The following is a 26003-nucleotide window of genomic DNA, read 5'->3' on the forward strand; positions in this document are numbered from 1 at the left end:
CGGTGCGTCGGGGCCGTCTGAAAATGTCCGATTGATTCTTGGAAATTTGCGGTTTGACCTATGAACTACATCAGCACCCGCGGCCAAACGCCGCCTCTGCCGTTCAGCGAAGTCTTATTGATGGGTCTGGCACCCGACGGCGGCCTGATGCTGCCCGAAAGCTATCCGCGCATTGATGCGGCCACACTCTACGCATGGCGCGAATTGTCTTATCCCGATCTGGCGTTTGAGATCATGCGCCTGTTTGCCACCGATATTCCCGCCGACGATTTGCGCGCCATCATCCGGCGCACTTACACGGCCGAAGCGTTCGGCAGCGATGCGGTTACTCCCGTGCGTACGTTGTCAGACGGCCTGAAAATCCAAGCCTTGTCCAACGGCCCCACGCTGGCGTTTAAAGATATTGCCATGCAGTTTTTGGGCAATGCGTTTGAATATGTGCTGGCCAAAGCGGGGCGGCAGCTCAATATCATCGGGGCTACCAGCGGCGACACCGGTTCTGCAGCCGAATACGCCTTGCGCGGCAAGCAGGGTGTGAATGTGTTTATGCTCTCGCCCGAAGGGAAAATGAGTGCGTTCCAGCGTGCGCAGATGTTCAGCCTGCAAGATGAAAATATCCACAATATTGCCGTTCGCGGTATGTTTGACGACTGTCAGGACATTGTCAAAGCGGTGCAGAACGATGCCGGATTTAAGGCACGCTACCATATCGGTACGGTCAATTCCATCAATTTCGGCCGCGTGCTGGCGCAAATTGTCTACTACTTCGCCGGTTATTTTCAGGCGACAACAAGCAACGAGCAGAAAGTCAGTTTCTGTGTGCCTTCGGGCAACTTCGGCAATGTTTGTGCCGGCCATATTGCGCGTCAGATGGGCTTGCCGGTCCACCGCCTGATTGTGGCCACCAATGAAAATGATGTGCTTGATCAGTTTTTCGGCAGCGGCGAATACCGTCCGCGCGGCGGGGCGGAAACTTATGTTACGTCCAGCCCGTCTATGGATATTTCCAAAGCCTCGAATTTCGAGCGTTTCGTATTTGATTTGTTGGATCGGGACGGAGATAAAGTGCGCGGCCTGTGGCAGCAGGTAGACAGCGGCGAAGGTTTCGATTTGGGCGGTATGATGGACAAAATCCGCGACCAATACGGCTTTGTTTCCGGCAAATCCACCCATGCCGACCGTTTGGCGGTGATCCGCGCAGTATATGAGACCGAGGGCGAACTGATTGACCCGCACACCGCCGACGGCGTGAAAGTGGCGCGGCAGTTGCGCGAAGCGGGCGAAACGGTAATTTGCCTGGAAACCGCATTGGCGGCCAAGTTTGTCGGGACGATACATGAAGCGGTGGGTGAAGTGGCCGTACCGCGCCCCGCCAAGCTGGAAGGTTTGGAAGATTTGCCGCAACGGGTGCAGGTTGTGCCGAACGATGCCGCAGCGGTAAAAGCAATCATCCGAGCCGCCTTGGCCTGAACTGCCGACAGATAAAAGATATTGTGAAATTTTGTTGAACGCCTTTGATTTCGTAATACGTAATATAGGCCGTCTGAATATAGGCCGTCTGAAAATGCATTTCCGTTTTCAGACGGCCTCTGTTTATCGGAAGCAGCGTCGGACACAAGTCGATCGTTTCGGTATTGGCACATGCGAATCAACCCTGCCTGAGATACAACGGGGTTATGCGCGGTCGATGGGATAAGGCAGGATAACGGTTGTGAAACGGTGCAGGTTGAGTCAAAGCGTGTGTCTGCCATGATGAAAAGACAGGCAAGCCGTTTCCGTATTTGCTTTGGAAAATGCCGTCTGAATATACGCAGCCGGTATTCAGACAGCCGAAGTACGCTATTTATCGGTATCGCGGACAGCCGATGGAAAACGGTACAGGAGCCGCATGATGGCTCTGTCGGCCGCCTGAGTCATTTCAGACGGCCTTTGTCCGGCAGTGGTAGAATTTTCGGTTTCTATTCCTTTGATTTTTCTGATAAATGGTAAAAAATGCGTGTAAAGGCATGGTAAGGATTGACGGATTTGGGTAAAATCGCCGGGTTTATTTCCTGTCAGGCTTTCGGCCAAACGGGTTTGAGTATGGCTTGATGCGCGCGGCAGAGCTGCGGCAGCAGGGATTTATCGGGTGCGGCGGACCGGGTGCGGCGGCCGTGTAGTCTAATCTGACAGCAAGTGCAATGACATGATTAAAATTAAAAAAGGTTTGGATCTGCCGATTGCAGGGCGGCCGGAGCAGGTCATTTATCCGGGAGCGCGCGTTTCCGAAGTGGCGGTGCTCGGCGAAGAATATGTGGGTATGCGTCCTTCCATGAAGGTTCAGGAGGGCGACAGGGTACTCAAAGGACAGGTGCTTTTTGAGGACAAGAAAAACCCCGGCGTAGTGTTTACCGCACCGGCTGCGGGCGTGGTGCGTGCCATCAACCGCGGTGAAAAGCGTGTATTGCAGTCGGTGGTAATTGCGGTGGACGAAGCGGGCGGCGAGGTCGAATTCGAGCGTTATGACGATGCCGCCATTGCTGGGTTGGACAGCGAAGCGGTACGCCGCAACCTGTTGCAGTCGGGCTTGTGGACGGCACTGCGCACCCGCCCGTTCAGCAAAGTGCCTGCCGCCGACAGCCTGCCTGCCGCCGTTTTTGTCAATGCGATGGATACCAATCCGCTGGCGGCCGACCCGGTGGTGGTTATCCGCGAGCGTGCCGACGATTTTGCGCGCGGCGTGGCGGTGCTGGCCCGTTTGGGTGTGCCGCTGCATGTGTGCAAAGCCGCCGGTGCCGACATTGCCCTGCCGCAGACGGCCGGCGTGTCGGTACACGAATTCGGCGGTGTTCACCCTGCCGGTTTGGTGGGAACGCATATCCACTTTATCGAACCCGTCAGTCTGACGAAAACCGTTTGGCACATCAATTATCAGGACGTGATGGCTGTCGGCCGCCTGTTTGCTGCCGGCAGTCTGGATACGTCGCGTGTGGTGTCGTTGGCCGGCCCGCAGGTGGAAAAACCGCAATTGGAACGCAGCCTGATCGGTGCCAAAGTGTCGGACATTACCGCAGGCCGTCTGAAAAACGGCGAAAACCGCGTGATTTCCGGTTCGGTATTGAGCGGCGCAACTGCACAGCCCGGCAGTCCTCATGACTATCTCGGCCGTTATCATCTGCAAGTGTCGGTCATCGAAGAGGGACGGGCGAAAGAATTTCTGGGCTGGTTTGTCCCTTCCGCCGCCAAATTCACGATTACCCGCACCACACTCGGCCATTTCGCGGGCAAACTTTTCCCGTTCACTTCCGCGCTTAACGGAGGCCACCGCGCCATGGTTCCGATCGGCAACTACGAGCGCGTGATGCCGCTGGATATTCTGCCCACGCTGCTGCTGCGCGATTTGATTTCGGGCGATACCGACAGTGCGCAGGCTTTGGGTTGTCTGGAGTTGGACGAAGAAGATTTGGCTCTGTGCAGTTTTGTGTGTCCGGGCAAATACGAATACGGTTCGCTGCTGCGCCGTGCACTGGATACGATTGAGAAAGAAGGTTGAGTATGGGACTGAAACAGTTTTTCGAGAAAATCGAGCCCCAATTCATGCCCGGCGGCAAACACGAGAAATGGTATCCGCTGTATGAGGCGGTGGCCACCGTGTTTTACACGCAGGGCGAGGTAACGCGCAAAGCCGCACACGTGCGCGATGCCATCGATTCCAAGCGGATGATGATTCTGGTGTGGCTGGCATTGTTCCCCGCCATGTTTTACGGCATGTATAACGCAGGCGGGCAGGCAATTGCCGCCGTCAATCATCTCGGCCTGCTGGAACAGAATATCGCCGCCGACTGGCATTATGCGTTGGCTCATTGGCTGGGCATCGATTTGAGTATCGGTGCGGGTGTACTGAGCAAAATGTCGCTCGGTGCTATTTTCTTTCTGCCGATTTATGCGGTGGTGTTTGTGGTGGGCGGCTTTTGGGAAGTGCTGTTTGCACTTGTGCGCAAACACGAAGTCAATGAAGGCTTTTTCGTTACCTCTATTCTGTTTGCGTTGATTGTGCCGCCGACCCTGCCGTTGTGGCAGGCCGCCTTGGGCATCACATTCGGTGTAGTTGTGGCCAAGGAAGTGTTCGGCGGTACCGGCAAAAACTTTATGAACCCCGCGCTGGCCGGGCGCGCTTTCCTGTTTTTCGCCTATCCGGCCAATATTTCCGGCGATGCGGTGTGGACGGCGGTAGACGGCTTTTCCGGTGCGACCGCGCTCTCGCAATGGGCGGGCGGCGGTGCGGCCGGTCTGAAAAATACGCTGACCGGCGAGCCGGTTCAGTGGCTGGACGCTTTTTTGGGCAATATGCCCGGATCCGTCGGCGAAGTTTCCACACTGATGCTGATTTTGGGCGGCCTGTTTATCGTGTTTGCCCGTATCGCTTCCTGGCGCATCATCGGCGGTGTCTTTTTCGGCATGGTAGCCGCTTCGCTGCTGTTTAACCTGATCGGTTCGGATACCAATCCGATGTTTGCTATGCCGTGGTACTGGCATCTGGTATTGGGCGGCTTTGCCATTGGTATGATTTTTATGGCTACCGACCCCGTATCAGCTTCGTTTACCAATACCGGAAAATGGTGGTACGGCGCATTTATCGGCGTGATGTGCGTTTTGATCCGCGTGGTCAATCCGGCTTATCCCGAAGGCATGATGCTGGCGATTCTGCTGGCCAATGTGTTTGCACCGATTTTCGACAATCTGGTGGTGCGTGCCAATATCAAACGTAGGAGAATCCGTCATGGCTAAGTTCGACAAAGACAGTTTCGGCGGTACCTTGGCCGTTGTCGTGGCCGTCAGCCTGTTGTGCTCTGTTGTGGTGGCGGGTGCGGCGGTAGGACTGAAACCGACGCAGAACGAGAAAAAACTGTTGGACAAACAGAAAAACATCTTGGCGGCGGCCGGCCTGTTTTCAGACGGCATCAATGTGCCGGAAATCTATAACGCCCGCATCGAGCCGCGCATTGTCGATTTGGCCAGTGGTGAATATGTTGAGGGCGTAGAAAATTTTGATGCCCGTGCCGCAGCCAAAGACCCGCAGCAGAGTATCCGCATCGATCCGGAAAACGATAAAGCCGGTATTCAGACCCGAGCCAAATATGCAGAAGTTTATTTGGTGAAAGACAGCAGCGGCAAAACCGAACAAATCGTCCTGCCGATGCACGGCAGCGGTCTGTGGTCGATTATGTACGGCTTTGTGGCGGTCAAACCCGACGGCAATACCCTCAACGGCCTGACGTATTACGAGCAGGGCGAAACGGCGGGTTTGGGCGGCGAAATCGCCAATCCGCTGTGGCAGCAGAAGTTTGTCGGCAAGAAGCTGTACAACGAACAGGGTGAGGTAGCCATCCGTGTTGCCAAAGGTGCATCGGCCAATGCCGAACACGGTGTGGACGGTTTGTCCGGTGCGACCATGACGACCAAAGGCGTACAGGGTTCGTTCGACTACTGGTTCAGTCAAAACGGCTTCGGGCCGTATCTGGCGAAAGTGAAAGCAGGAGAAATCTGATGGCTGACAAAAAACAATTGAAGGAATTGCTGTTCTCACCGATTGTCCGCAACAATCCGATTGCGCTGCAAATTTTGGGTGTATGTTCCGCATTGGCCGTTACCACTAAACTGGAAACCGCTGTGGTGATGGCGATTTCCGTCAGTCTGGTTACGGCATTTTCCAGTTTCTTTATCTCACTGATCCGCAACTATATCCCCAACAGTATCCGCATTATCGTGCAGATGGCGATTATTGCTTCGCTGGTTACGCTGGTGGATCAGGTGTTGCAGGCTTATGCCTATGAGCTGTCGAAACAGCTGTCGGTATTCGTCGGCCTGATTATTACCAACTGTATCGTCATGGGGCGTGCCGAAGCATTTGCCATGAAAGAGCCGCCGTTGCCCAGTTTTGTAGACGGTCTGGGTAACGGTTTGGGCTACGGTGCGATTCTGGTTATCGTCGCCACCGTCCGCGAGTTGGTGGGTTCGGGCAAGCTGTTCGGCTTTACGGTTCTGCAAACCGTTCAGGACGGCGGCTGGTATCAGGCAAACGGTCTGTTCCTGCTGGCACCCAGCGCTTTTTTCATCATCGGCTTTATCATTTGGGGTTTGCGCACCTGGAAACCCGAACAGGCGGAGAAATAAAGCATGGAACATTATTTGAGCATTTTTATCAAATCGATTTTTATTGAAAATATGGCCTTATCCTTTTTCTTGGGTATGTGTACGTTTTTGGCCGTATCCAAGAAAATCGGTACCGCTTTCGGTTTGGGTATTGCCGTAACTGTCGTATTGGCGATTTCCGTTCCGGCCAACCAATTGGTGTATTCGCTGATTCTGAAAGACGGTGCGCTGGTGCCGGGCGTGGATCTGACATTCCTGCGCTTTATCACGTTTATCGGTGTGATTGCCGCGATTGTGCAGATTCTGGAAATGATTCTGGATAAATATTTTCCCGCACTTTACAACGCTTTGGGGATTTTCCTGCCTCTGATTACCGTAAACTGTGCCATTTTCGGCGGCGTGTCGTTTATGGTGCAGCGCGATTACGGTTTTGCCGAGTCTATTGTTTACGGTACCGGTGCCGGTTTGGGCTGGATGCTGGCGATTGTGGCTTTGGCGGGCATTACCGAAAAACTGAAATATGCCGATGTGCCGAAAGGCTTGCGCGGTTTGGGCATTACCTTTATCAGCGCGGGACTGATGGCTTTGGGCTTTATGTCCTTTTCGGGTATTCAGTTGTAAGGAGGACAACAGATGGAAATTATTTTAGGCATTGTGATGTTTACCTTGGTGCTGGCGGCATTGGCACTGATGATTCTGTTTGCCAAATCCAAACTGGTCAATTCAGGCGACATCACCATCAATATCAACGATGATGCGGAAAAAGCCATTCAGTTGCCCGCCGGCGGCAAGTTGCTCGGGGCGTTGGCGAGCAAAGGTATTTTTGTTTCTTCCGCCTGCGGCGGCGGCGGTTCCTGCGGCCAGTGCAAAGTCGTTGTCAAAAGCGGCGGCGGCGATATTCTGCCCACCGAACTTTCGCATATCAGCAAACGGGAGGCCAAAGAAGGCTGCCGCCTGTCTTGCCAGGTAAATGTCAAAGGCGATATGGATATCGAGCTGCCGGAAGAAGTGTTCGGTGTGAAGAAGTGGGAATGCACTGTGATTTCCAATGACAATAAAGCCACATTTATTAAAGAACTGAAACTGGCGATTCCCGAGGGTGAGGAAGTGCCGTTCCGTGCCGGCGGCTATATCCAAATCGAAGCCGAACCGCACACCGTGGCCTATAAAGACTTCGATATTCCCAAGGAGTACCACGAAGATTGGGATAAATTCAACCTGTGGCGTTATGTTTCCAAAGTGGACGAGCCTATTGTGCGCGCTTATTCGATGGCTTCGTATCCCGAAGAAAAAGGCATCATTATGCTCAACGTGCGGATTGCTACGCCGCCGCCGAATAATCCCGATGTTGCTCCGGGTCAGATGTCGTCTTACATCTGGTCGCTCAAACCGGGCGATAAAGTTACCATTTCCGGCCCGTTCGGTGAATTTTTCGCCAAAGATACCGATGCCGAAATGGTCTTTATCGGCGGCGGTGCCGGTATGGCGCCGATGCGGTCGCACATTTTTGACCAGCTCAAACGGTTGAAGTCGAAACGGAAAATCAGTTTCTGGTATGGTGCGCGCTCGAAACGCGAAATGTTCTATGTGGAAGATTTCGATACTCTGGCCGCAGAAAACGACAATTTCGAATGGCATGTGGCCTTGTCTGACCCACAGCCGGGTGATGATTGGGACGGCTACACCGGCTTTATCCACAATGTGATTTACGAGAACTATCTCAAAAACCACGAAGCGCCGGAAGACTGCGAATTTTATATGTGCGGCCCGCCGATTATGAATGCGTCGGTCATCAAAATGCTGAAAGATTTGGGTGTGGAAGACGAAAATATCCTGCTCGACGATTTTGGCGGCTGATGCTGCAAACCGAAACCGCCTGCGGTCTGTCCGCAGGCGGTTTTTTATATGGCGGCATTTTCTGTTTGGCCGAATGTCATTTGCTGCCTGAGCCGTGATGAAAACCGCTCAACAAAATGCAGCATCAAATGGCGGTCGTCTTCGTGCAAATCGTTCATCATTTTATGCAGATGGTGGCTTTGGTCGAAACTTCTGGGGCTGTTTTCGGCGATGAGGTCGGCGGCGGTGCAACCGAAAATCTCTGCCAGCTCCATCAGCCGCATGACATTGGGCATGATGATGCCGCGTTCCATGCGAGAGACGGCTTCGTTGCCGATTTGTAGGATTTCGGCGACCTGCTCTTGGGTCAGTCCGCTGTTTTGGCGGTATTTGGCGATGGTTTTGCCGATGCGTTTGTTGATTTCGGCGGCGTGGGGAAGCTTGATGGGCATACTTTTTCCTGTGTTTCAACTTAATTTGTTTAATTATCAACTTTTTAAGCAGTATTGTAAGGGCTTAAAAGGTTGTGATTTACGCTTTTTTGGTTGAATTGACAGCTGATCCAAAAGGTTGAGCGATTTACACAGAGCAGTAATTGATGGTTTGATGGCGTGGTTTGGGCAAGCATTGTTTTGTCTATTGGCTGCCTAGCAAAAGTGGTTATTGGGCGGTGTGTGGATTTTTGCTGTTTGCGGTGGGTTGTCGCTTAAAATGATGATTTGGACAGAGCAATAAAAAATGGTTATCAAATGGCTGGTGCTGGCGGCGGCGTGCTGGTTTTCAGACGGCATAATCAACCAAAAAAGTTGATTATTCATGCTATAATGATGAACGAACAGCGTGTTGCGGTGTTTAATATGGCAAAATGAGGATTTTTTATGAAAACGCCAGATATTATTACTAACCCATTGACCAATAAAGGGACAGCTTTTAGTTTAGATGAGCGTGCCAAACATGGTTTGATTGGACGGCTGCCTGCGGCGGTGGAGACACTGGACGAGCAGGCAAAGCGTGCGTATCGGCAGTTTGCCTCTTATGATAAAGATATTGAAAAATACATCTTTTTAGACCAGCTGCACAACCGCAACGAAGTGCTTTATTATAAACTTTTGATTGATAATCTTGCCGAGATGCTGCCTGTGGTGTATGACCCGACAGTGGGCGAGGCGATTAAAAAATGGTCGCGTGATTATCGCCGCAGCCGTGCGGTGTATTTGGACATCAATCACCCCGAGCATATTCGTGCCGCCTTTGAGGGATTGGGGCTTGGTAGTCAAGATATTGATTTGATTGTAGTTTCTGATGCCGAAGAGATTTTGGGCATTGGTGATTGGGGTGTAAACGGCACAGATATTTCGGTGGGCAAACTTGCTGTTTATACAGCAGCGGCAGGTATTCACCCAGAACGGGTGATTGCGGTGAACCTTGATGTCGGCACTGATAATGAAGCTCTGCTTAACGACCCTGCTTATCTTGGCAACCGTCATGCCCGTGTGCGTGGCGAGCGTTATGATGCGTTTATCAAGGCGTATTTGCAGACGGCATCCGAGCTGTTTCCGAATGCTTTGCTGCATTTTGAGGATTTCGGCTCGTCAAATGCACGGCGGATTTTGGTGGAAAACCGTGAGCAATACCGCATTTTTAACGACGATATGCAGGGAACGGGGGCGATTGTGATGGCGGCGGTCATCTCGGGGCTGAAAGTTACCCAGCAGAGCTTTGCCGAGCAGCGGCTCGTGGTCTATGGGGCGGGTACGGCAGGCACAGGCATGGCAGATCAAATCAGTGCGGCGATGCAGCGGTGCGGATTAAGCCGTGAAGAAGCCAAGCGGCGTGTGTGGCTGATTGACATCAACGGCTTGGTGGTGGACGATATGACCAATTTGCCTGACTATCAGCAAGAATACGCTCGCTGTGCCGATGAGGTGGCAACTTGGCAGCGTGATGGCGGCAAGATTGGGCTGCTGGAAGTGATTAAGCAAGTCAAGCCGACCATCTTAATCGGTACTTCAACCGACCATGGTGCGTTTACCGAGGAGGTGGTCAAGCAGCTGTGTGCAGGGGTGGAGCGTCCGATTTTATTGCCACTGTCCAACCCGACCGAACGCATCGAGGTCATGCCTTGTGATGCGGTACGCTGGTCGGACGGCAAGGCACTGATTGCCACAGGGATTCCTGTACCGCCTGTATCTTATCAAGGCGTGGACTATGTTATCGGTCAGGGCAACAACGCCTTGCTGTATCCTGGTCTTGGCTTGGGTGTGATTGTCTCTGGGGCTGCCCATGTTACCGATGCCATGCTGCTGGCTGCTGCCGAGGCAGTGGCAGGTCAGGTCAATCCTCAGGATTTGGGAGCATCACTGCTGCCGCCTGTGGACAATCTGCGAGCCTCATCGGCAACTGTTGCCGTCGCTGTCGCCAAGCAGGCGGTGCAGGACGGTGTTGCCACCAAGCAGTCCGACAACTGGGTGCAAACCGTACAAGATGCCATGTGGCAGGCAGTGTACGCCTGATAAAAATGCCGTCTGAAAACGCATGGGCGTGGTCAGACGGCATTTTTGCGGGGTTTCAGTGTTCAATATATTTTAGAAAAAGCCCAGTTTATCCGGCGAATAGCTCACCAGCAGGCATTTGGTCTGCTGATAATGTTCGAGCATCATTTTGTGCGTTTCGCGGCCGATGCCGGATTTTTTATAGCCGCCGAATGCGGCGTGCGCCGGGTAGAGGTGGTAGCAGTTTGTCCACACGCGGCCGGCCTGAATGCCTCGGCCGATGCGGTAGCAGGTGTTCATGTTGCGGCTCCACACGGCGGCACCGAGACCGAACTGGGTATCGTTGGCGATGGCCAGTGCCTCTTCGGCGGTTTTGAAGGTGGTAACGGCGACAACGGGGCCGAAGATTTCCTCTTGGAAGATGCGCATATCGTTGCTGCCTTTGAAAATGGTCGGTTCGATGTAGTAGCCGCCCGCCATTTCGCCCGCTTCTTTCCGCGCACTGCCACCCGCCAGCACTTGTGCACCTTCTTCTTTACCCAGTTTCAGGTAGCCGGTGATTTTTTCAAACTGTTCCTCGCTGGCCTGTGCGCCGACCATGGTCTCGGTATCCAAGGGGTCGCCGACTTTGATGGCTTTGACGCGTGCTACGGCTTTTTCGATGAATTTTTCGTAAATCGATTCCTGTACCAGCACGCGCGACGGACAGGTGCAGACTTCGCCTTGATTGAGTGCGAACATGGCAAAGCCTTCCAGACATTTGTCCAAAAACGCATCGTCTTCGTCCATCACGTCTTCAAAGAAAATGCTCGGGCTTTTGCCGCCCAGCTCCAGCGTAACCGGAATAATATTTTCGCTGGCATAGCCCATAATCAGACGGCCTGTGCCGGTTTCGCCGGTGAACGCCACTTTGGCGATGCGCGGGTTTTGCGCCAGCGGTTTGCCGCATTCGAGACCGAAGCCGTTGATGACGTTGAGTACGCCCGGCGGCAGCAGGTCGCCGATGATGTCCAAGAGATACATGATGGAAACGGGGGTCTGCTCGGCCGGTTTGAGCACGATGCAGTTGCCTGCCGCCAGCGCGGGGGCGATTTTCCATGCCGCCATCAAAATCGGGAAGTTCCACGGGATAATCTGGCCGACCACGCCCAACGGCTCGTGGAAATGATAGGCCACCGTGTCATTGTCCAGCTCGGAAATACCGCCTTCCTGCGCACGGATGACACCGGCGAAATAGCGGAAATGGTCCACCGCCAGCGGAATATCGGCCGCCAGCGTTTCGCGTACCGGTTTGCCGTTTTCCCATGTTTCGGCGACGGCGATTTTTTCCAGATTCTCTTCGATGCGGTCGGCAATTTTCAATAAAATGCCGCTGCGCTCCGTGACACTGGTTTTGCCCCATGCTTCTTTGGCCGCGTGGGCGGCATCGAGGGCTTTTTCCACATCGGCTTCTTTGGAACGCGCCACTTGGGCAAAGGCTTTGCCGGTAATGGGGCTGATGTCGTCGAAGTATTCTCCGCCGACGGGCGGTGTCCATTGACCGTTGATGTAGTTGTCGTAGCGGGCTTTGAATTGGACGATGCTGTCGGGGGTGTTGGGGGCGGCGTATTTCATTGCGATTCCTTTCATATGCGGTGATGGAAAACGGCATTTGCGGAAATGGTGCGGCGGCTGCCGCAAACCGTTTCCGATATTAGGAATCATGCTCTAAATTGTAAAATCAAAAAATCTGATGGCGGCGATTTGCCGGATAAAAGATGAGGGGGCCGATGCTGCCGGTTTCCTTTTCAGACGGCCTGTTTATTGTGCCAGTAGCCAGTCTGCCGCATCGGCCAGCCGCTGAGGTACATGGTCGAAGTGTCCGCCGCTGTTGAGTGCGAAGTGGGTTGTGACGCCCGACTGTTGCCAGTGCTGCCGTGTGGCGGAAATGGCGGTTTCGACGGCGGCCGTACGCGGATTTTTGGTGTTTTTTTCTTGGCTGCCTACGGAAAAATAGGCGTATTCGGGCAGCCGTTGTGCGGGGGTGGCGGTGGCGAAGGCCGCCCAGTTGTCGAACCACAATGACGGTGAAACGGCGGCGATGCGCTCGAACAGCGGTTGTCGGTAAGCGGAGTAGGCTGCGAGCAGGCCGGCCAGCGAATAGCCCAAAATGCCGCGCCAGGCAGGGCGAAGGCCGAAGGCGTTTTCGGCGGCGGGCAGAATATCGGCCGCCAGCTGTTCGAGGAACACATCGGCGCCGCCGCCGAAATCGGCTGCTTTTTTGAATACGCGCGGTGCAGGCCACGGCGTGAATGTGTGTTCCCAGTTATTTTCTTCTATTGTTATCAGAACGGCGCGCGGAACAATCAGGGCGGCCAATTCGTCGGCCTGATCGCGGTTGTCGGGAAAGGTCAGCAGCAGCGGCAGGTTATGGGGTTGTTCGGGCAGATAGAGGCTGACGGTTCGGTCGGCGATATGCAGTCTATGTGTCATGATAGATACAGTCGGAGTGGTTGGCGGCAGGCCGTCTGAAAGATACAGTTTGCCGGGTGGTTTGGGTATTCAGCCGCATCGTCCGGCGGGGTTTCAGACGGCCTGTCGGGCGGCCATAATGTGAAGTATGGGGCGGAGTTCAATGTTGTCAGGCCGTCTGAATTCCATGCCGTTTTCAGGTATCGGCTTTGCGGGCAGCGGCGGCACGTGAGGCCAGCCACAGTGCGGCAGCGGCCCCCAAGACATCGGCGGCGGCATCGCCCCATTCGGCACGGCGGGTTTGGGTAAACCAAAACTGTGCGGCTTCGCTGGCGGCGGCCAGTATCAGGGCGGCAGCCAAGAGCAAAAGGTAGGGCGGACGGCGGTTTTCGTGGAGAAAGGCGCGGGCGGCGAGCCAGAACTGGGCGAAAAACAGTGCCGCGTGCATGACTTTGTCGAAATGGGGAAACGGCGGCAGGCTGCGGCCGTTGCTTTCCTGCAGCAGCGAGTAGAGCAGCGCTGCCAGCCAGATGAGGGCGAAGAGGGTGAAGCGGTTGCGCGGCATCACGGATTTTCCGCCAGCCAGTCGGCACACATATCCGCCAGCCTGATGAAGCGGCCGCCGCGTGCGGTTAAGACGGCCTGCCATGCGCGCACTTGGGCGGCATCGGGGGCTTCGTCGAGGCTGCATTCGTTGAGCATAAAATCCAGCGTTTCCTCAACAATGCCGACGGTTTCGCAGCGTATCAGTTCGGTCAGTTCGGACATGGGTTTTGGTTTCGGCCGGTGCGGCAGGGTGGGCTAGGCCGTCTGAAAAGAGGGTGGTCGGGGAAACGTACCCGGCCTGCGGATGGGCTATGCGGCAGGCCGGTTGCGGTATCAGTCAAACTGCAAGACGGCGGAAGTGTAAACGTTCTGCACGTCGTCCAAATCTTCCAGCGCGTCTAACAGTTTCTGCATTTTGACGGCATCTTCGCCGCTCAGGACGGTTTCGTTTTGCGCGCGCATGGTGACATCGCCGTCTTGCGATGTGAAGCCTGCCGCTTCCAGCGCGGCTTTGATGCCCGCCCAGTCGGCCGGGGCGGTAATCACTTCGATAATGCCCTCGTCATCGACGATCACATCTTCCGCACCCGCTTCCAATGCGGCTTCCATCAGCGCGTCTTCATCGGTATCGGTGTAAACCAGATAACCCTGATGCTCGAAGTTGAACGCGACACAGCCGTCGGTGCCGAGGTTGCCGCCGTTTTTGTTGAACGCATGGCGCACATCAGCCACGGTGCGGGTTTTGTTGTCGGTCATACAGTCCACCATCAGAGCCGCGCCGCCGATGCCGTAGCCTTCGTAGCGCAGTTCGACATAATCCACACCTTCCAGATTGCCCGTACCTTTGTCGATGGCACGCTGCACATTGTCTTTGGGCATGTTCGCGTCCCAAGCCTTATCCATGGCCAGACGCAGGCGCGGGTTGGCCGCAGGATCGCCGCCGCCGAGTTTGGCCGCAACGGTGATTTCTTTGATGAGTTTGGTGAAGATTTTGCCGCGCTGTGCATCAACGCGTGCTTTTTTGTGCTGGATATTCGCCCATTTGCTGTGGCCTGCCATGCGGTGTCCTTTGATTAACGGCTGAATGAAAAACGGGCTATTTTAGCATAAGTGGCTGAGGGGTTTCAAAATGTGTCGGGCGGTTGGCGCAGTGTTGATGCCGTCTGAAAACGGCATAGGGTCGGGATATTTGAGATGCCCGTCGGAGTGCATCGGGAGAAACCGGAAAAAGCGGCAGGGAGATGCAGGCTGTCCCGTTTTGCGGCGGGTCGGTAGGTTGGGTACCCTGAATCCGAACGGTAGTTTCGACCTGCGGCAAGTGTTTCCTGCCGCTGATTAAAGATAGTGCGAAGTTTTGTTCATTCCTTCGAGCCTGCAGTATATTTGTTGATAAGGCCGTCTGAAAACGGCCGTTGCCGTAAACGGCAACGCGTGTTTTCAGACGGCCTGTTTGCGCAGAACCAAGTGTTGGTCAGAAACCGATTTTCAGGCTGCCGTAGAACGCGCGGCCGTGTTGGTTGTAGCTGCGCGCGCCGTTGCCGGTACGGTAGAGTTTTTTGTCGGCGATGTTGCTCACGCCCAAGACGGCTTCGGATTTTTTGGTAAAGCGGTAGCCGACATTCGCACTCCACAGGCCGTAGCTGGCGACTTCGTCGGTGTTCAGGCCGCTGCGGTTTTCAGTGCGGTTGGTGGCGACGGTGCGCGGTTTTTGGCGGCCGTAGTGGGTGAAGGTGAGGTTGGCGAACCATTTTTCGCTCGGCGTCCAGGCGAGGGTGCTGTTGACGGTGTGTTTGGGCACCAGCGACAGTGGGTTGCCTTGGTAGTCCTCGGATTTCTGCATGTAGGTAAAGTTGTTGCGCCATTTGAGCGTGTCGTGCAGCGGAACGACCAGATTACCTTCGAAACCGGCGATGGTGGCTTTGGGGGTGTTGCTCCATTGGTAGAGGTGGTTGCCGATGTTGCTGGTGGCTACCAGAATGTCGCCGATGACGATTTTGTTGCGGTAGGCGTTGTGGAAGTAGGTGGCGGAGGCCTGCCAGCCGTTGCGGTTGAATTCGACACCCAGTTCTTTGTTCAGGCTGGTTTCCGCTTTCAGGCTGCTGTTGCCCTGATAGTAGCAGCGGACGGTGGCGGCAGCATTGATGGGACAGCCGTTGCCCCGGGTGTAAAGGATAAACTCGGGGTTGCTCTGATACAGGTTGGGCGCTTTGTAGGCACGGGCGATGCCGCCTTTGACCGTCCAGCTGCTGCCGATTTTTTGGGCGAAGTTCAGGCTGGGGCTCCAATTGCTGCCGCTGTTGCTGTTGTTGTCGAAGCGCAGGGCGGGAGTCAGGGTGGTGCCGCTGTCCAGTTTGATGTTGTTTTCGGCATAAACCGCCCAGTTGCGCTGCGAGGCTTTGCTGCCGCGTGTGGCGGAAATGCCTTGGAAAACGTCGGTACGGCGCTGGTCGGTAAAGCCTTGGCTGTTGGAGGCGGCATCGTCCAGTTTGCTGGCGGTAAATTCTGCGCCGACGGTCAGGACGTTGGGTACGCCCCAGGTAAACGGGATATTGGCTTCGCTGCTCACGCGCAGGTTGCCGAGTTTGCTGTCGGTGTAGCTGTCGCTGGAATAGCTGCCTTCGGGGCCGCCGGCGAGATATTCGGGAAGGCGGCTGTTTTTGGTGCGCTCATAGCTGACGGCGGTTTTGGTATCGCCCCATTCCCATGCGCCGTCGTGCGTGAGAGCGAAAGTGGAGCGGTAGAGACGGGCGGTTTCCGCGCCGGATTGCGCCAGACGGTTGATAAGTGCCGCGCTCAGCGGGTGAGTATTGCTGTTTTGTGTATCGCCGTTGTAGATATTGCCTTGGCGGCTGAACGTGCTGTCGAGGGTCAAGTCCTGTTCGGGGCTGATGCGCCAGTTCAGACGGCCTGAAATGTCGCGGTTGCGCACGCCTTCCACGCCGGCGGCATTGGGCGTGCCGGCAGAGGCGTTGATGCCGACGGCATCGGCGTCGGTTTTATTGGCGCTGCCGTACACGCGGAAGGAGAGTTTGTCTCGGACAATCGGGCCGCTGACATAGAAGCCTGCGCGGCTGGTGGCACTCTCTTGGCTGTCCTGCGGGCGGTTGGTGTAGTAATTGACCGAGCCTTCCAGCTCGTTGGTGATGCGTTTGGTTACGATATTGACCACGCCGCCCATCGCGCCGGAGCCGTAGCGGGCGGCAGCGGGGCCGCGTAAAACCGTAATCGATTCGATGGCTTCGGGCGGCACCCAGTTGGAATCGCCGCGCGTGTTGCGTTCGCCGCGCATACTGATGCGTTCGGCATTGCGCGAGGTGGCGGGTTTGCCGTCAATCAGAATCAGGGTGTTTTCCGGCCCCATGCCGCGGATGTCGATCTGGCGTTTGTTGCCGCGCTGGCCGGTGGCGGTGTTGCCGGTGAGATTGACGCCGGGCATGGTGCGCACCAGTTCGGAAATATCGTTGGCAACAGGGGCTTTGGCAATGTCGTCGGCCGAAATTTTCGATACACCCAGCTGCTGCTGGACCTGGCGTTCGGCAGTAACGTAAACGGTATCGAGCTCGGCACTTTGCGGCGCGGTGTCGGCCAGGGCGAAAGCGGAGGCCAGTGCCAGCGGCAGGGCGGCGGGTATGAATTTCGGGTATGCAGTCATGTTCCGTATCCTTGTCCTTAGTGATGAAAGAAAACTTAAATTGTAGTAATAATGATAATGTTTATTAATTTTAAAACAATTTATGTCCGGATTCAAAGGAAAATACGGTTTTTGTTAACGGAATGTGAAAAATAGTGTGGTTTTTACCACAATGCGCGTGCCGGTGCGGCGGAACGGGCAGGGGCGGATGTTGTGCGCCCGAACAGACGCAGGCAAAGGGATACGGCGCGGCCGGTGCGGAAAGACGGTGCGGATTTCTGTTCAGTTTGATGTGTATCCGCAGTATGCGGCTTCAAGCTGTCGTGAAGTTTGGTTCAGTTTGTTTCATGCTGAAATATCAGGCCGTCTGAAAACGGGTTTTCAGACGGCCTTTGCCGGTTTCGGGTTACAGCAGGACTTTTTCGATGCCGCCGTTATTGGCGCGGGCGACAAAATCGTTCTGCCAGTTGCCGCCCAAAACGGTTTTGGCGATTTCGACCACGATGTAATCTGCTTTGACGTTGTTGTCGTCGCTGTAACGGCTCAAACCTTGCAGGCAGGCGGGGCAGGAAGTCAGCAGTTTGACCTCGCTGCCGTCCTGCGGCAGCTGTTTGAGGTTTTTCTCGATTTCTTCCTGTTTGCGGAATTTCACCTGTGTGGCGATATCGGGGCGTTTGACAGCGAACATGCCGCTTTCGCCGCAGCAGCGGTCGCTCAGCACCACGTCTTTGCCCAACAGCTGTGAGGCCATTTGGGTGGGGTTCATGGTTTTGATCGGGCTGTGGCAGGGATCGTGATAGAGGTATTGCGTGCCCTGAATACCGTCGAGTTTCACGCCTTTTTCCAGCAGGAATTCGTGAATGTCGATGATGCGGCAGCCGGGGAAAATATCCTCGAAACGGTAGCCTGCCAGACTGTCGTAACAGGTGCCGCAGCTGACGACGACGGTTTTGATGTCCAAATAGTTGAGCGTATTGGCCATACGGTGAAACAGGACGCGGTTTTCGGTAACGATTTTATCCGCTTTGTCTTTGTCGCCGCCCGCATCTTGCGGGTAACCGCAGCACAGGTAGCCCGGTGGGAGAACGGTCTGTACGCCCACATGGTACAGCATGGCCTGTGTGGCCAGTCCGACTTGGCTGAACAGGCGTTCGGAACCGCAGCCGGGGAAATAGAATACGGCCTCGGCATCTTCCGGTACGTCGGGTTTGCGGATAATCGGCACGGTTTTACTGTCTTCGATGTTCAGCAGCGCGCGGGCGGTTTTAATCGGTACGTTGCGCGGCAGCGGGCGGTTGATGAAGTGGATAACCTGTTCTTTGACCGGTGCGCGGCCGGTGGTGGCTTTGGGTGCGGCTTTCTGTTTTTCGCTGCCGAGAGCGGCTTTTCTGCCCCACCGGTAGGCGAGGTTCTGCAATTTGAAACCGGCCTGTACCACGCCTTTGCGCAGGATATTGATGGTGCGCGGGTCTTTGGCGTTGAGCATGGCCATGCCGGCGGCTACGGCGGGATTGAACTTGCGCTTGCCCGATTCGCGCAGATAGTTGCGTATGGCGACGGTTACATCGCCGAAGTCGATTTTGACCGGGCAGGGCTTGACGCAGCGGTGGCAGACGGTGCAGTGGTCGCCGACATCGTTCAGCTCGTCGAAATGTTTGACGGAAACGCCGCGCCGTGTCTGTTCTTCGTATAAAAACGCTTCGGTTAAGAGGCCGACGCCGAGAATTTTATTGCGCGGGCTGTAAAGCAGGTTGGCACGCGGTACGTGGGTGCTGCACACCGGTTTGCATTTGCCGCAGCGCAGGCAGTCTTTGACCGAATCGGCGATTTTGCCCAAGGAAGATTGTTCCATAATCAGCGATTCGAAGCCCAACAGCTCGAAAGAAGGCGTGTAGGCGCGGCGCAGGTCGGCACCTTTCATCAGTTTGCCCCGGTTGAAACGGCCTTGCGGATCGACTTTGGCTTTGTAGTTCCAGAACGGCTGCATTTCCTCGTCGGTCATAAATTCGAGTTTGGTGATGCCGATGCCGTGTTCGCCCGAAATCACGCCGTTGAGGCCGCGGGCAATATCCATGATGCGCGCCACCGCTTTGTGGGCGGTTTGCAGCATTTCGTAGTCGTCTGAATTGACGGGGATATTGGTGTGGACATTGCCGTCGCCCGCGTGCATGTGCAGAGCCACAAACACGCGCCCGCGCACTACACGGCTGTGGATTTTGTCCAGTGCCTGCATAATCTGTTCGTCGGCGCGGCCGCTGAAAATTTCGGCCAGAGGTTTCATCACGTCGGCTTTGACCGATACGCGCAGGCGGAAGTCGCGGAAGGCGGTAAAACAGCTTTCATCGTCGCGCGCTTCGGGTGCGGCATGGGCGGCGCTGCCGTAGTGCTGCTTATATGCCGCCAGCGGCGTATCGAGATGGTCCAGCAGCCACTGCCAGCGTGCCTGAACGGCGCAAACGTGTGCCAGCGCAGTTTCGGCGCGGGTGCCCAAGAGTTCATGGCCGGGCAGGTCGCTGCCCAATTTGTCCACAGGCAGGTTGCCTTGCAGGTATTGGATTAAGGCTTCGCACAGGGCGAGTTTGTTTTTAATCGACAGTTCGATATTGATGCGCTCGATGCCGTCTGAATATTCGCCCAAACGCTCTAAAGGAATGACCACGTCTTCGTTGATTTTAAAGGCGTTGGTGTGTTTGGCGATGGCGGCGGTGCGGCTGCGGTCGAGCCAGAAGGTTTTGCGCGCTTCGGGGCTGACGGCGATAAAGCCTTCGCCGTCGCGCGCCTGCGCCAGTTTGACGATATGGTCGGCAGCGGCGATGACAGCCGCCTCGTCGTCGGAAACGATATCGGCAAGCAGCACCATCTTCGGCCGTCCTTTGCCCGCCGCTTTGGTGGCATAGCCTACGGCGCGCACATAACGCCAGTCCAAATGTTCCAGACCCGCCAGTCTGACGCTGTGGTGGCCGAGCAGAAAGTCGCGGATTTCGACGATGGAAGGCGTGGCGTTGGCCACGGTACCGAAAAACTCCAAACAGATGGTACGGATGTGTTTGGGCATGGTGTGCAGCACAAACGCGCAGCTGGTGATGATGCCGTCGGTACCTTCTTTCTGCACGCCGGGCAGGCCGCTTAAGAATTTGTCGGTAACGTCTTTGCCCAAGCCCACTTTGCGAAATTTGTGGCCGGGGATTTCCAGACGCTCGGTTTTGACGGTATCCCGGCCGTCTGAAGTGAGGGTGTGTACATCGAATATGGCGGTTTCTTCATCGTGGATTTTGCCGAAATTGTGCCGTACACGTTCGATTTTCAGCCATTCGCCCTGCGGATTGACCATTTTCCAGTAAGCCAGATTGTCCAGCGCAGTGCCCCACAGCACGGCTTTTTTGCCGCCCGCATTCATCGCCACATTGCCGCCCACGCAGGAAGCATCGGCAGAAGTGGGGTCGACGGCGAAGACGAGTTTGGCCGCCGTGGCCGTTTCTTCCACGCGGCGGGTAACCACGCCTGCGCCGCAATGGATAATCGGGTGCGTGCCGTCCAAGCCGGGCAGGGTAACGTATTGCACGCCGTTGTGGCGGTCGAGTTTTTCGGTATTGATGACCGCGCTCATCGCGTCCAGCGGCACCGCGCCGCCGGTGTAGCCGGTGCCGCCGCCGCGCGGGATAATGGTTAAATCCAATTCAATCAAGGCGCGCACCAGCGGGGCGATTTCTTCTTCGGTATCGGGATTGATGACGACAAAGGGATATTCCACCCGCCAGTCGGTTGCGTCGGTAACATGGCTGACACGGGCGAGGCCGTCGAACATGATATTGTGTTTTTTGGTGATTTTGCTCAGGCGGGCAAGGATTTGCGCGCGTTTCTGCCGTGTGTGGGGGAAGTCGGCATCGAAGCGGGTCACGGCCGCTTCTGCGGCGGCCAACAGTGCGGCCACCTGTTCGTTGTTGTCGCGGCGTTTCTGGATTTCGTTCAGGCGGTGGCGCATTTCGCGCACCAGAGCTTCGCGCCGGTCATCGTGTTCGAGCAGGTCGTCTACCAGATAAGGGTTGCGCACCACTGCCCAAATGTCGCCCAAGACTTCAAACAGCATACGTGCCGAGCGGCCGGTTTTTCGTTGGCCGCGCAGGGCTTCCAGCGTGTCCCATGCGGATTCGCCCAGCAGGCGGATAACGATTTCGCGGTCGGAATAGGAGGTGTAGTTGTAGGGAATTTCCCGAATGCGTGCGTTCTGGCTCATGGTGTGGTCAGTTCCGTTGTGAGGGTGGCGGCGTTTTTGTGTTGTATTCTTACATTGGCCGTCTGAAAAAAGCAGGGCGTTGATTATAGCCGATTTTCTGTCCGGTGTTATCGAACGGTAAACATTTTTCGGGATTGGGGTAAGGTGCTTGGCGCAAGGAAAAAAAGCCGTTATAATGCCCAGCTTCTTTGGCGGGTCTCCTTACATGGTGATCCGGAACAACGGGTCAGGGGCGGAAGCCAGCAGCCCACTCCGGAAAGTCAGTGCTGAGGGTCAGGCTCGCCGCCCATTATCGAACCATGCCGACGGTGTTTGCTGCCGGCATGGTTTTTTATTGGCCGTTGTGGTGGGGCTGAAATGCGGCCGCCGTGCCGTCAGGCCGTCTGAATTCCAGGTTTCAGACGGCCTCTGTGCCCAGGCGGGTTTCAGTTGCGGATAAGGTGCGGTTGAAGAAAGCAATATAGTCCCGGACTGCGGTTTCGAAAAAAATGCCCGAATAGATGCCGAAATGGCCGCAGGGATAGGTTTTGACCGTTGCCTGCGGAGATTGTGCGGCGCAGCGCAGGGCGGCAGCGGCAGGTGTCAGCGTGTCTTGTGTGCAGATGGCGTAGAAAATGGGTGTCGGGATATTTCGGGCAAACCGGTCGGGCGAATATTTGAGAAATTCCAGCAGGGTCCGGGCCGGGGTTTCGTTGATCAAGGGGATATTTTCCGGCAGCAGGCGCAGAAATTCGTCCAAATCGGGTACGGCCATGACGGCCGCGCTGCCCGGCGGCCCGCCCAGTTTGATCATGACGGGCGGGCGTTTGGTCAGGCAGGCCAGCAGGTCGGCAAACAGAAAGGGCAGGGTTTTCAGCAGGGTTGCCGGCGGGACGTTTCTGATGGTGGCGAAGTTGTCGGTATAGGGGCATTGTGCAACGGTGGCGAGAATGTCGCGGCGGCGGGCGGACAGGGTAATGACATGGCCGCCGCTGAATGATGTGCCGAACAGCAGAATACGGCTGCTGTCTATGCGCTTATCGTGTTTGACAAAGTCGATGGCGTTGTTCCAGTCGGCCAACTGCTCTTGCACATGGATGCGCTGCCGCTGCCGTCCGCCGCTGGCACCGAAATTGCGGTAATCGAAAACAAAACAGGCATAGCCAGCGGCGGCAAAGCGTTCGGCGTAAGCGTCCAGGCGCATTTCCCGAACGCCGCCCAGCCCGTGTGCCATGACGATAACGGGTGCTTCGGCACCGGTTGCGGGCTGATACAGCCAGGCACTGCACGGTGTGCCGTCTGAATCGAAGAGGCATTCTTCACGTTTGAACACGGTGGTCTCGCTTTGAGTCGGGATAAGGGTTGGGGGGCATGGCAGGCAGTTTTCAGACGGCCTCCGGTATGCCAGATGCCGGAGCGGGCGAGCAGACTGTCAGGCCGTCGTAGGCGGGGGCGATGCCGGGCGGGCAGCGGTCGAGCAGGTCGAAATAGTCGAGGCTGTGGGTCATGTGGATCAGATAGGTTTGGCGCGCGCCGATTTGCGCGGCATAGGCACAGGCTTGGCCGAAGCTCAAATGGCTGGGATAGGGGCGGTCGCCCAGACAGTCGATAAAGAGATAATCCAAGCCTTGCAAGGCGGTAATCTGTCCGGGTGCGAGATGGTTCAGGTCGGTCAGCCAGGCGATGTTGCCGATGCGGTAGGCGGTGCTCTGCCAGCGGCCGTGCGGTACTTGGAAATGGGTGAGCGGTGCACCGTTGATGTCGGGCAAATCGGCCAGACTGCCCGCGTGCAGAATGGGGCGGTTCCATTGGGCGGTGGGCGGCAGGAAAACATAGCCGAAGCGTTCGCGGATATTGTCGAGGGTAAAGCCGCTGCCGTAAATCGGAATCGCACTTTGCTGTTTGTAGCAGAAGGCGCGCAAATCGTCGATGCCGTTGAGGTGGTCGGCGTGGGGGTGGGTATAGAGTACGCCGTCGATGCGCGGCAGTTGTTCGCGCAAGGCCTGTGTGCGGAAGTCGGGCGTGGTGTCGATTAGCCAGCCCTGTCCGCCGATGTCGAGCCATGCGCTGCAACGGCTGCGGCTGTTTTGCGGCCGAGGGTCGGTGCAGACGGCGCAATCACAGCCGGCCACGGGCGTGCCGGAAGAGCTGCCGCAGCCTAACACGGTCAAACGGATGGGGGGCATGGCGTATCCTTGCCGGTGGAAAGATGGTGCCGATTATAGACCAAGTATCCGCAGGGTAAAGCCGTCTGCTTCACAAAAGCCGCGTTTTTCGCTTACACTGCGCGCTTCTGAAACGAAGGGCGGGACAGTGTGATGCAGGAAATCGAACAATATGTACGCGCGCGGGCGCAGGCGGCGAAAGCGGCTTTTTATGCGCTGGCAGAGACTTCAACCGAGCAGAAAAACCGCGCACTGCTGCGGCTGGAAGCGTTGTTGGCCGAGTATGAACACGATATTTTGGCTGCCAATGCCGAAGATATGCGGCTGGCACGGGAAAAAGGTTTGGACGCGGCCATGCTTGACCGTTTGGCCGTCAGCGGAAAAATCGTTGCCGCGATGCGCGAGGGTTTGTGCCAAGTGGCGGCACTGCCTGATCCGGTGGGCGAGATGGACGGTTTCCGCACCCGTCCCAACGGCCTGAGTATCGGCAAAATGCGGGTGCCTTTGGGCGTGATCGGCATGATTTACGAGGCGCGGCCGAATGTTACGGTGGATGCGGCCGCGTTGTGCCTGAAATCGGGCAATGCCTGCGTTTTGCGCGGCGGCAGCGAGGCGGTACGCAGCAATACGGCGATTGCCCGACTGATTACGCGCGCGCTGGTTGAGGGCGGTCTGCCGCAGGACGCGGTGGTGTTTATCGAACAGACTGACCGTGCCGGTGTGGGCGCGATGCTGCAAAGCCCCGATTTGATTGATGTGATTATTCCGCGCGGCGGCAAAAGTCTGGTGGCGCGGGTGGCGGCCGAAGCGCGCGTGCCGGTTATCAAGCATTTGGACGGCATCTGCCATGTGTATTTAGATGAATTTGCCGACCGGGACAAAGCATTGGCTATTGCCCTGAATGCCAAAACGTCGCGCTACGGTACCTGCAATACGATGGAAACCCTGCTGGTGCATCAGGCGCGCGCGCAGGATTTGCTGCCCGAGCTGGCGCGGCTGTATGGGGAAAAAAATGTCGAATTGCGTGGCTGTGCACGCACGCTGGCGGTTTTGCCCGATATTCAGACGGCCTCCGAAGCCGATTGGGATACCGAATATCTCGCCCCCGTGCTGGCCGTGAAAATCGTGGACGACTTGGCCGAAGCCGTCGCCCACATCAACCGCCACGGCAGCCACCATACCGACAGCATCGTTACCGAGCATTACGGCCGGGCCCAAAGTTTCCTGCGTTTGGTGGACAGTGCCAGCGTGATGGTGAATGCGTCCACCCGCTTTGCCGACGGTTTCGAATACGGGCTGGGTGCCGAAATCGGTATTTCCACCGATAAAATCCATGTCCGAGGCCCGGTCGGCCTGCACGGGCTGACCGGGCAGAAATGGGTGGTGCTGGGCAGCGGCCAGATTCGCGAATGAATCACGATTCCGTCCGGCCGCCGCAAGGCCGTCTGAACGGCCGGCTGCAACGTTAAAACCGCCGCCTGCGGTTTTGCAAACCTTTTACAAGCATTATCTGGTATACGGTACGGCTTTTTGCGACAATCGCCATGCTGTACCGAATACACGCAACTACTACTGAAATAAGGATAATCCCGTGAAACGCATCGCACTTTTCCTGCTGACCAATATCGCTGTTTTGGTGGTCATCAGTATCATTCTGCGCATTTTGGGCCTGAACGGCGACCCCGGCCAGTACGGCAGCCTGCTCGCCTATTCGGCCGTCATCGGTTTTACCGGATCGATTATTTCGCTGCTGATGTCCAAAAGCATGGCCAAACGTGCGGTGGGTGCGGAAGTGATTACACAGCCTGCCAACGAATTGGAAGCCTGGCTGGTGAATACGGTGGCTGCGCAGGCGCGCCAGTGGAATCTGAAAACGCCGGAAGTGGCGGTTTACCACTCGCCCGAGCCGAACGCTTTTGCCACCGGCGCGAGCAGAAACAACTCGCTGGTTGCGGTCAGCACCGGTCTGCTGCAACACATGAGCCGCGACGAAGTCGAAGCCGTGCTGGCGCACGAAGTGGCACACATCGGCAACGGCGATATGGTCACGCTGACGCTGATTCAGGGCGTGGTGAATACTTTTGTCGTCTTCCTGTCGCGTATTGCCGCCAATATCATCGCCAACAACGGCCGGAGCGAAAACAGCGGCGGTGTGTATTTTATGGTGAGCATGGTATTGCAGGTATTGTTCGGCTTTCTCGCCAGCTTTATCGTGATGTGGTTCAGCCGCCAGCGCGAATACCGTGCCGATGCCGGCGCGGCCAGACTGGTGGGTGCGCCGAAAATGATTGCCGCGCTGCAACGCCTAAAAGGCGAAACCGGGCAGCTGCCCAAAGAAATGGCGGCGATGGGCATTGCCAGCGAAAGCAGAGATTCGCTGCTTTCCACCCACCCGACATTGGACAACCGCATCGCGCGTTTGAAAGCGATGTAAGGCGGCTGCCGGAACCATACGGCCCGCTGTGGCGGCCAGCTTCGGGCAGTCCGCAAACAGCGGGTTTTTGACGGGCTGTCGGCAGGGCAGTTTCGGAAAATAC

Annotated in this window: 21 protein-coding genes and 1 other RNA gene; 11 read left to right on the forward strand and 11 right to left on the reverse strand. The window is 56.2% G+C overall.

Annotation, left to right across the window (positions count from 1 at the left end; translation table 11 throughout):
- Positions 1 to 60: 60 nt before the first annotated feature.
- From thrC to nqrF, 7 genes are all read left to right on the forward strand, one after another.
- The gene (gene thrC / locus ORY85_RS01860) at positions 61 to 1470 is read left to right on the forward strand and encodes a threonine synthase (RefSeq protein ID WP_274572375.1); all 1410 of its coding nucleotides are present in this window, start codon (positions 61 to 63) and stop codon (positions 1468 to 1470) included.
- Positions 1471 to 2185: 715 nt separating this feature from the next.
- Positions 2186 to 3532 (forward strand): Na(+)-translocating NADH-quinone reductase subunit A, encoded by a 1347-nt coding sequence (locus ORY85_RS01865; RefSeq protein ID WP_274572374.1) that lies wholly within the window; start codon positions 2186 to 2188, stop codon positions 3530 to 3532.
- Between the two features lie 2 nt (positions 3533 to 3534).
- Positions 3535 to 4767, forward strand: a complete 1233-nt coding sequence (locus tag ORY85_RS01870) for an NADH:ubiquinone reductase (Na(+)-transporting) subunit B (RefSeq protein WP_274572373.1) — start codon at positions 3535 to 3537, stop codon at positions 4765 to 4767.
- Positions 4760 to 5527 carry a Na(+)-translocating NADH-quinone reductase subunit C gene (locus ORY85_RS01875; protein WP_274572372.1) on the forward strand — a complete coding sequence of 256 codons (768 nt, stop codon included), beginning with the start codon at positions 4760 to 4762 and terminating at the stop codon, positions 5525 to 5527. Before ORY85_RS01870 ends, ORY85_RS01875 begins: the two co-directional genes overlap by 8 nt.
- On the forward strand, positions 5527 to 6153 hold the full coding sequence (locus tag ORY85_RS01880; protein ID WP_274572371.1) for an NADH:ubiquinone reductase (Na(+)-transporting) subunit D: 627 nt from the start codon (positions 5527 to 5529) through the stop codon (positions 6151 to 6153). The genes ORY85_RS01875 and ORY85_RS01880 overlap by 1 nt, the downstream gene beginning before the upstream one ends.
- A gap of 3 nt (positions 6154 to 6156) precedes the next feature.
- Complete coding sequence (gene nqrE / locus ORY85_RS01885; RefSeq protein WP_274572369.1) at positions 6157 to 6753, forward strand: NADH:ubiquinone reductase (Na(+)-transporting) subunit E; 597 nt, start codon at positions 6157 to 6159, stop codon at positions 6751 to 6753.
- A gap of 12 nt (positions 6754 to 6765) precedes the next feature.
- Complete coding sequence (gene nqrF, locus ORY85_RS01890) at positions 6766 to 7989, forward strand: NADH:ubiquinone reductase (Na(+)-transporting) subunit F (RefSeq protein ID WP_274572368.1); 1224 nt, start codon at positions 6766 to 6768, stop codon at positions 7987 to 7989.
- Positions 7990 to 8033: 44 nt separating this feature from the next.
- Here nqrF and ORY85_RS01895 read toward each other — a convergent pair whose 3' ends face one another.
- Together ORY85_RS01895 and ORY85_RS01900 are read right to left on the reverse strand one after the other, a co-directional pair.
- Positions 8034 to 8420, reverse strand: a complete 387-nt coding sequence (locus tag ORY85_RS01895; protein WP_338578224.1) for a helix-turn-helix transcriptional regulator — start codon at positions 8418 to 8420, stop codon at positions 8034 to 8036.
- A 195-nt stretch (positions 8421 to 8615) separates the two neighbouring features.
- Positions 8616 to 8786 carry a hypothetical protein gene (locus tag ORY85_RS01900; protein WP_338578226.1) on the reverse strand — a complete coding sequence of 57 codons (171 nt, stop codon included), beginning with the start codon at positions 8784 to 8786 and terminating at the stop codon, positions 8616 to 8618.
- Between the two features lie 60 nt (positions 8787 to 8846).
- Between ORY85_RS01900 and ORY85_RS01905 the strand changes: the two genes are divergently transcribed.
- Positions 8847 to 10481, forward strand: a complete 1635-nt coding sequence (locus ORY85_RS01905) for an NAD-dependent malic enzyme (protein ID WP_274572367.1) — start codon at positions 8847 to 8849, stop codon at positions 10479 to 10481.
- A gap of 72 nt (positions 10482 to 10553) precedes the next feature.
- Here ORY85_RS01905 and ORY85_RS01910 read toward each other — a convergent pair whose 3' ends face one another.
- The 7 genes from ORY85_RS01910 to ORY85_RS01940 all read right to left on the reverse strand — a co-directional run bounded on the left by ORY85_RS01910 (position 10554) and on the right by ORY85_RS01940 (position 21322).
- A complete protein-coding gene (locus ORY85_RS01910; RefSeq protein WP_274572366.1) occupies positions 10554 to 12074 on the reverse strand; it encodes an aldehyde dehydrogenase family protein in 1521 nt (506 codons plus the stop codon).
- Between the two features lie 186 nt (positions 12075 to 12260).
- Positions 12261 to 12932 carry an alpha/beta hydrolase gene (locus ORY85_RS01915; RefSeq protein ID WP_274572365.1) on the reverse strand — a complete coding sequence of 224 codons (672 nt, stop codon included), beginning with the start codon at positions 12930 to 12932 and terminating at the stop codon, positions 12261 to 12263.
- Positions 12933 to 13107: 175 nt separating this feature from the next.
- Positions 13108 to 13476: a VanZ family protein gene (locus ORY85_RS01920; RefSeq protein WP_274572389.1), complete on the reverse strand. Its 369-nt coding sequence runs from the start codon at positions 13474 to 13476 to the stop codon at positions 13108 to 13110.
- Complete coding sequence (locus tag ORY85_RS01925; RefSeq protein ID WP_274572364.1) at positions 13476 to 13679, reverse strand: dioxygenase; 204 nt, start codon at positions 13677 to 13679, stop codon at positions 13476 to 13478. The genes ORY85_RS01920 and ORY85_RS01925 overlap by 1 nt, the downstream gene beginning before the upstream one ends.
- Positions 13680 to 13790: 111 nt before the next feature.
- Complete coding sequence (locus tag ORY85_RS01930; protein WP_274572363.1) at positions 13791 to 14516, reverse strand: YebC/PmpR family DNA-binding transcriptional regulator; 726 nt, start codon at positions 14514 to 14516, stop codon at positions 13791 to 13793.
- A gap of 412 nt (positions 14517 to 14928) precedes the next feature.
- A complete protein-coding gene (locus tag ORY85_RS01935; RefSeq protein WP_274572362.1) occupies positions 14929 to 17109 on the reverse strand; it encodes a FepA family TonB-dependent siderophore receptor in 2181 nt (726 codons plus the stop codon).
- A gap of 385 nt (positions 17110 to 17494) precedes the next feature.
- Positions 17495 to 21322 carry a DUF3683 domain-containing protein gene (locus tag ORY85_RS01940; RefSeq protein WP_274572361.1) on the reverse strand — a complete coding sequence of 1276 codons (3828 nt, stop codon included), beginning with the start codon at positions 21320 to 21322 and terminating at the stop codon, positions 17495 to 17497.
- Positions 21323 to 21512: 190 nt separating this feature from the next.
- On the opposite strand from ORY85_RS01940, the gene ffs reads away from it, so the two are divergent.
- An RNA gene (gene ffs / locus ORY85_RS01945) (signal recognition particle sRNA small type) lies at positions 21513 to 21609 on the forward strand.
- 110 nt (positions 21610 to 21719) lie between these two features.
- Here the strand turns inward: ffs and ORY85_RS01950 are convergent.
- Positions 21720 to 22634: an alpha/beta hydrolase gene (locus ORY85_RS01950; protein ID WP_274572360.1), complete on the reverse strand. Its 915-nt coding sequence runs from the start codon at positions 22632 to 22634 to the stop codon at positions 21720 to 21722.
- A gap of 52 nt (positions 22635 to 22686) precedes the next feature.
- The gene (locus tag ORY85_RS01955) at positions 22687 to 23487 is read right to left on the reverse strand and encodes an MBL fold metallo-hydrolase (protein ID WP_274572359.1); all 801 of its coding nucleotides are present in this window, start codon (positions 23485 to 23487) and stop codon (positions 22687 to 22689) included.
- Between the two features lie 132 nt (positions 23488 to 23619).
- On the opposite strand from ORY85_RS01955, the gene ORY85_RS01960 reads away from it, so the two are divergent.
- Together ORY85_RS01960 and htpX are read left to right on the forward strand one after the other, a co-directional pair.
- On the forward strand, positions 23620 to 24879 hold the full coding sequence (locus ORY85_RS01960) for a glutamate-5-semialdehyde dehydrogenase (RefSeq protein WP_274572358.1): 1260 nt from the start codon (positions 23620 to 23622) through the stop codon (positions 24877 to 24879).
- A 178-nt stretch (positions 24880 to 25057) separates the two neighbouring features.
- Positions 25058 to 25900 carry a protease HtpX gene (gene htpX / locus ORY85_RS01965; protein ID WP_274572357.1) on the forward strand — a complete coding sequence of 281 codons (843 nt, stop codon included), beginning with the start codon at positions 25058 to 25060 and terminating at the stop codon, positions 25898 to 25900.
- Positions 25901 to 26003: the final 103 nt, after the last annotated feature.

The sequence above is a fragment of the Neisseria leonii genome (assembly GCF_028776105.2).
Classification (GTDB): Bacteria; Pseudomonadota; Gammaproteobacteria; order Burkholderiales; family Neisseriaceae; genus Neisseria; species Neisseria leonii.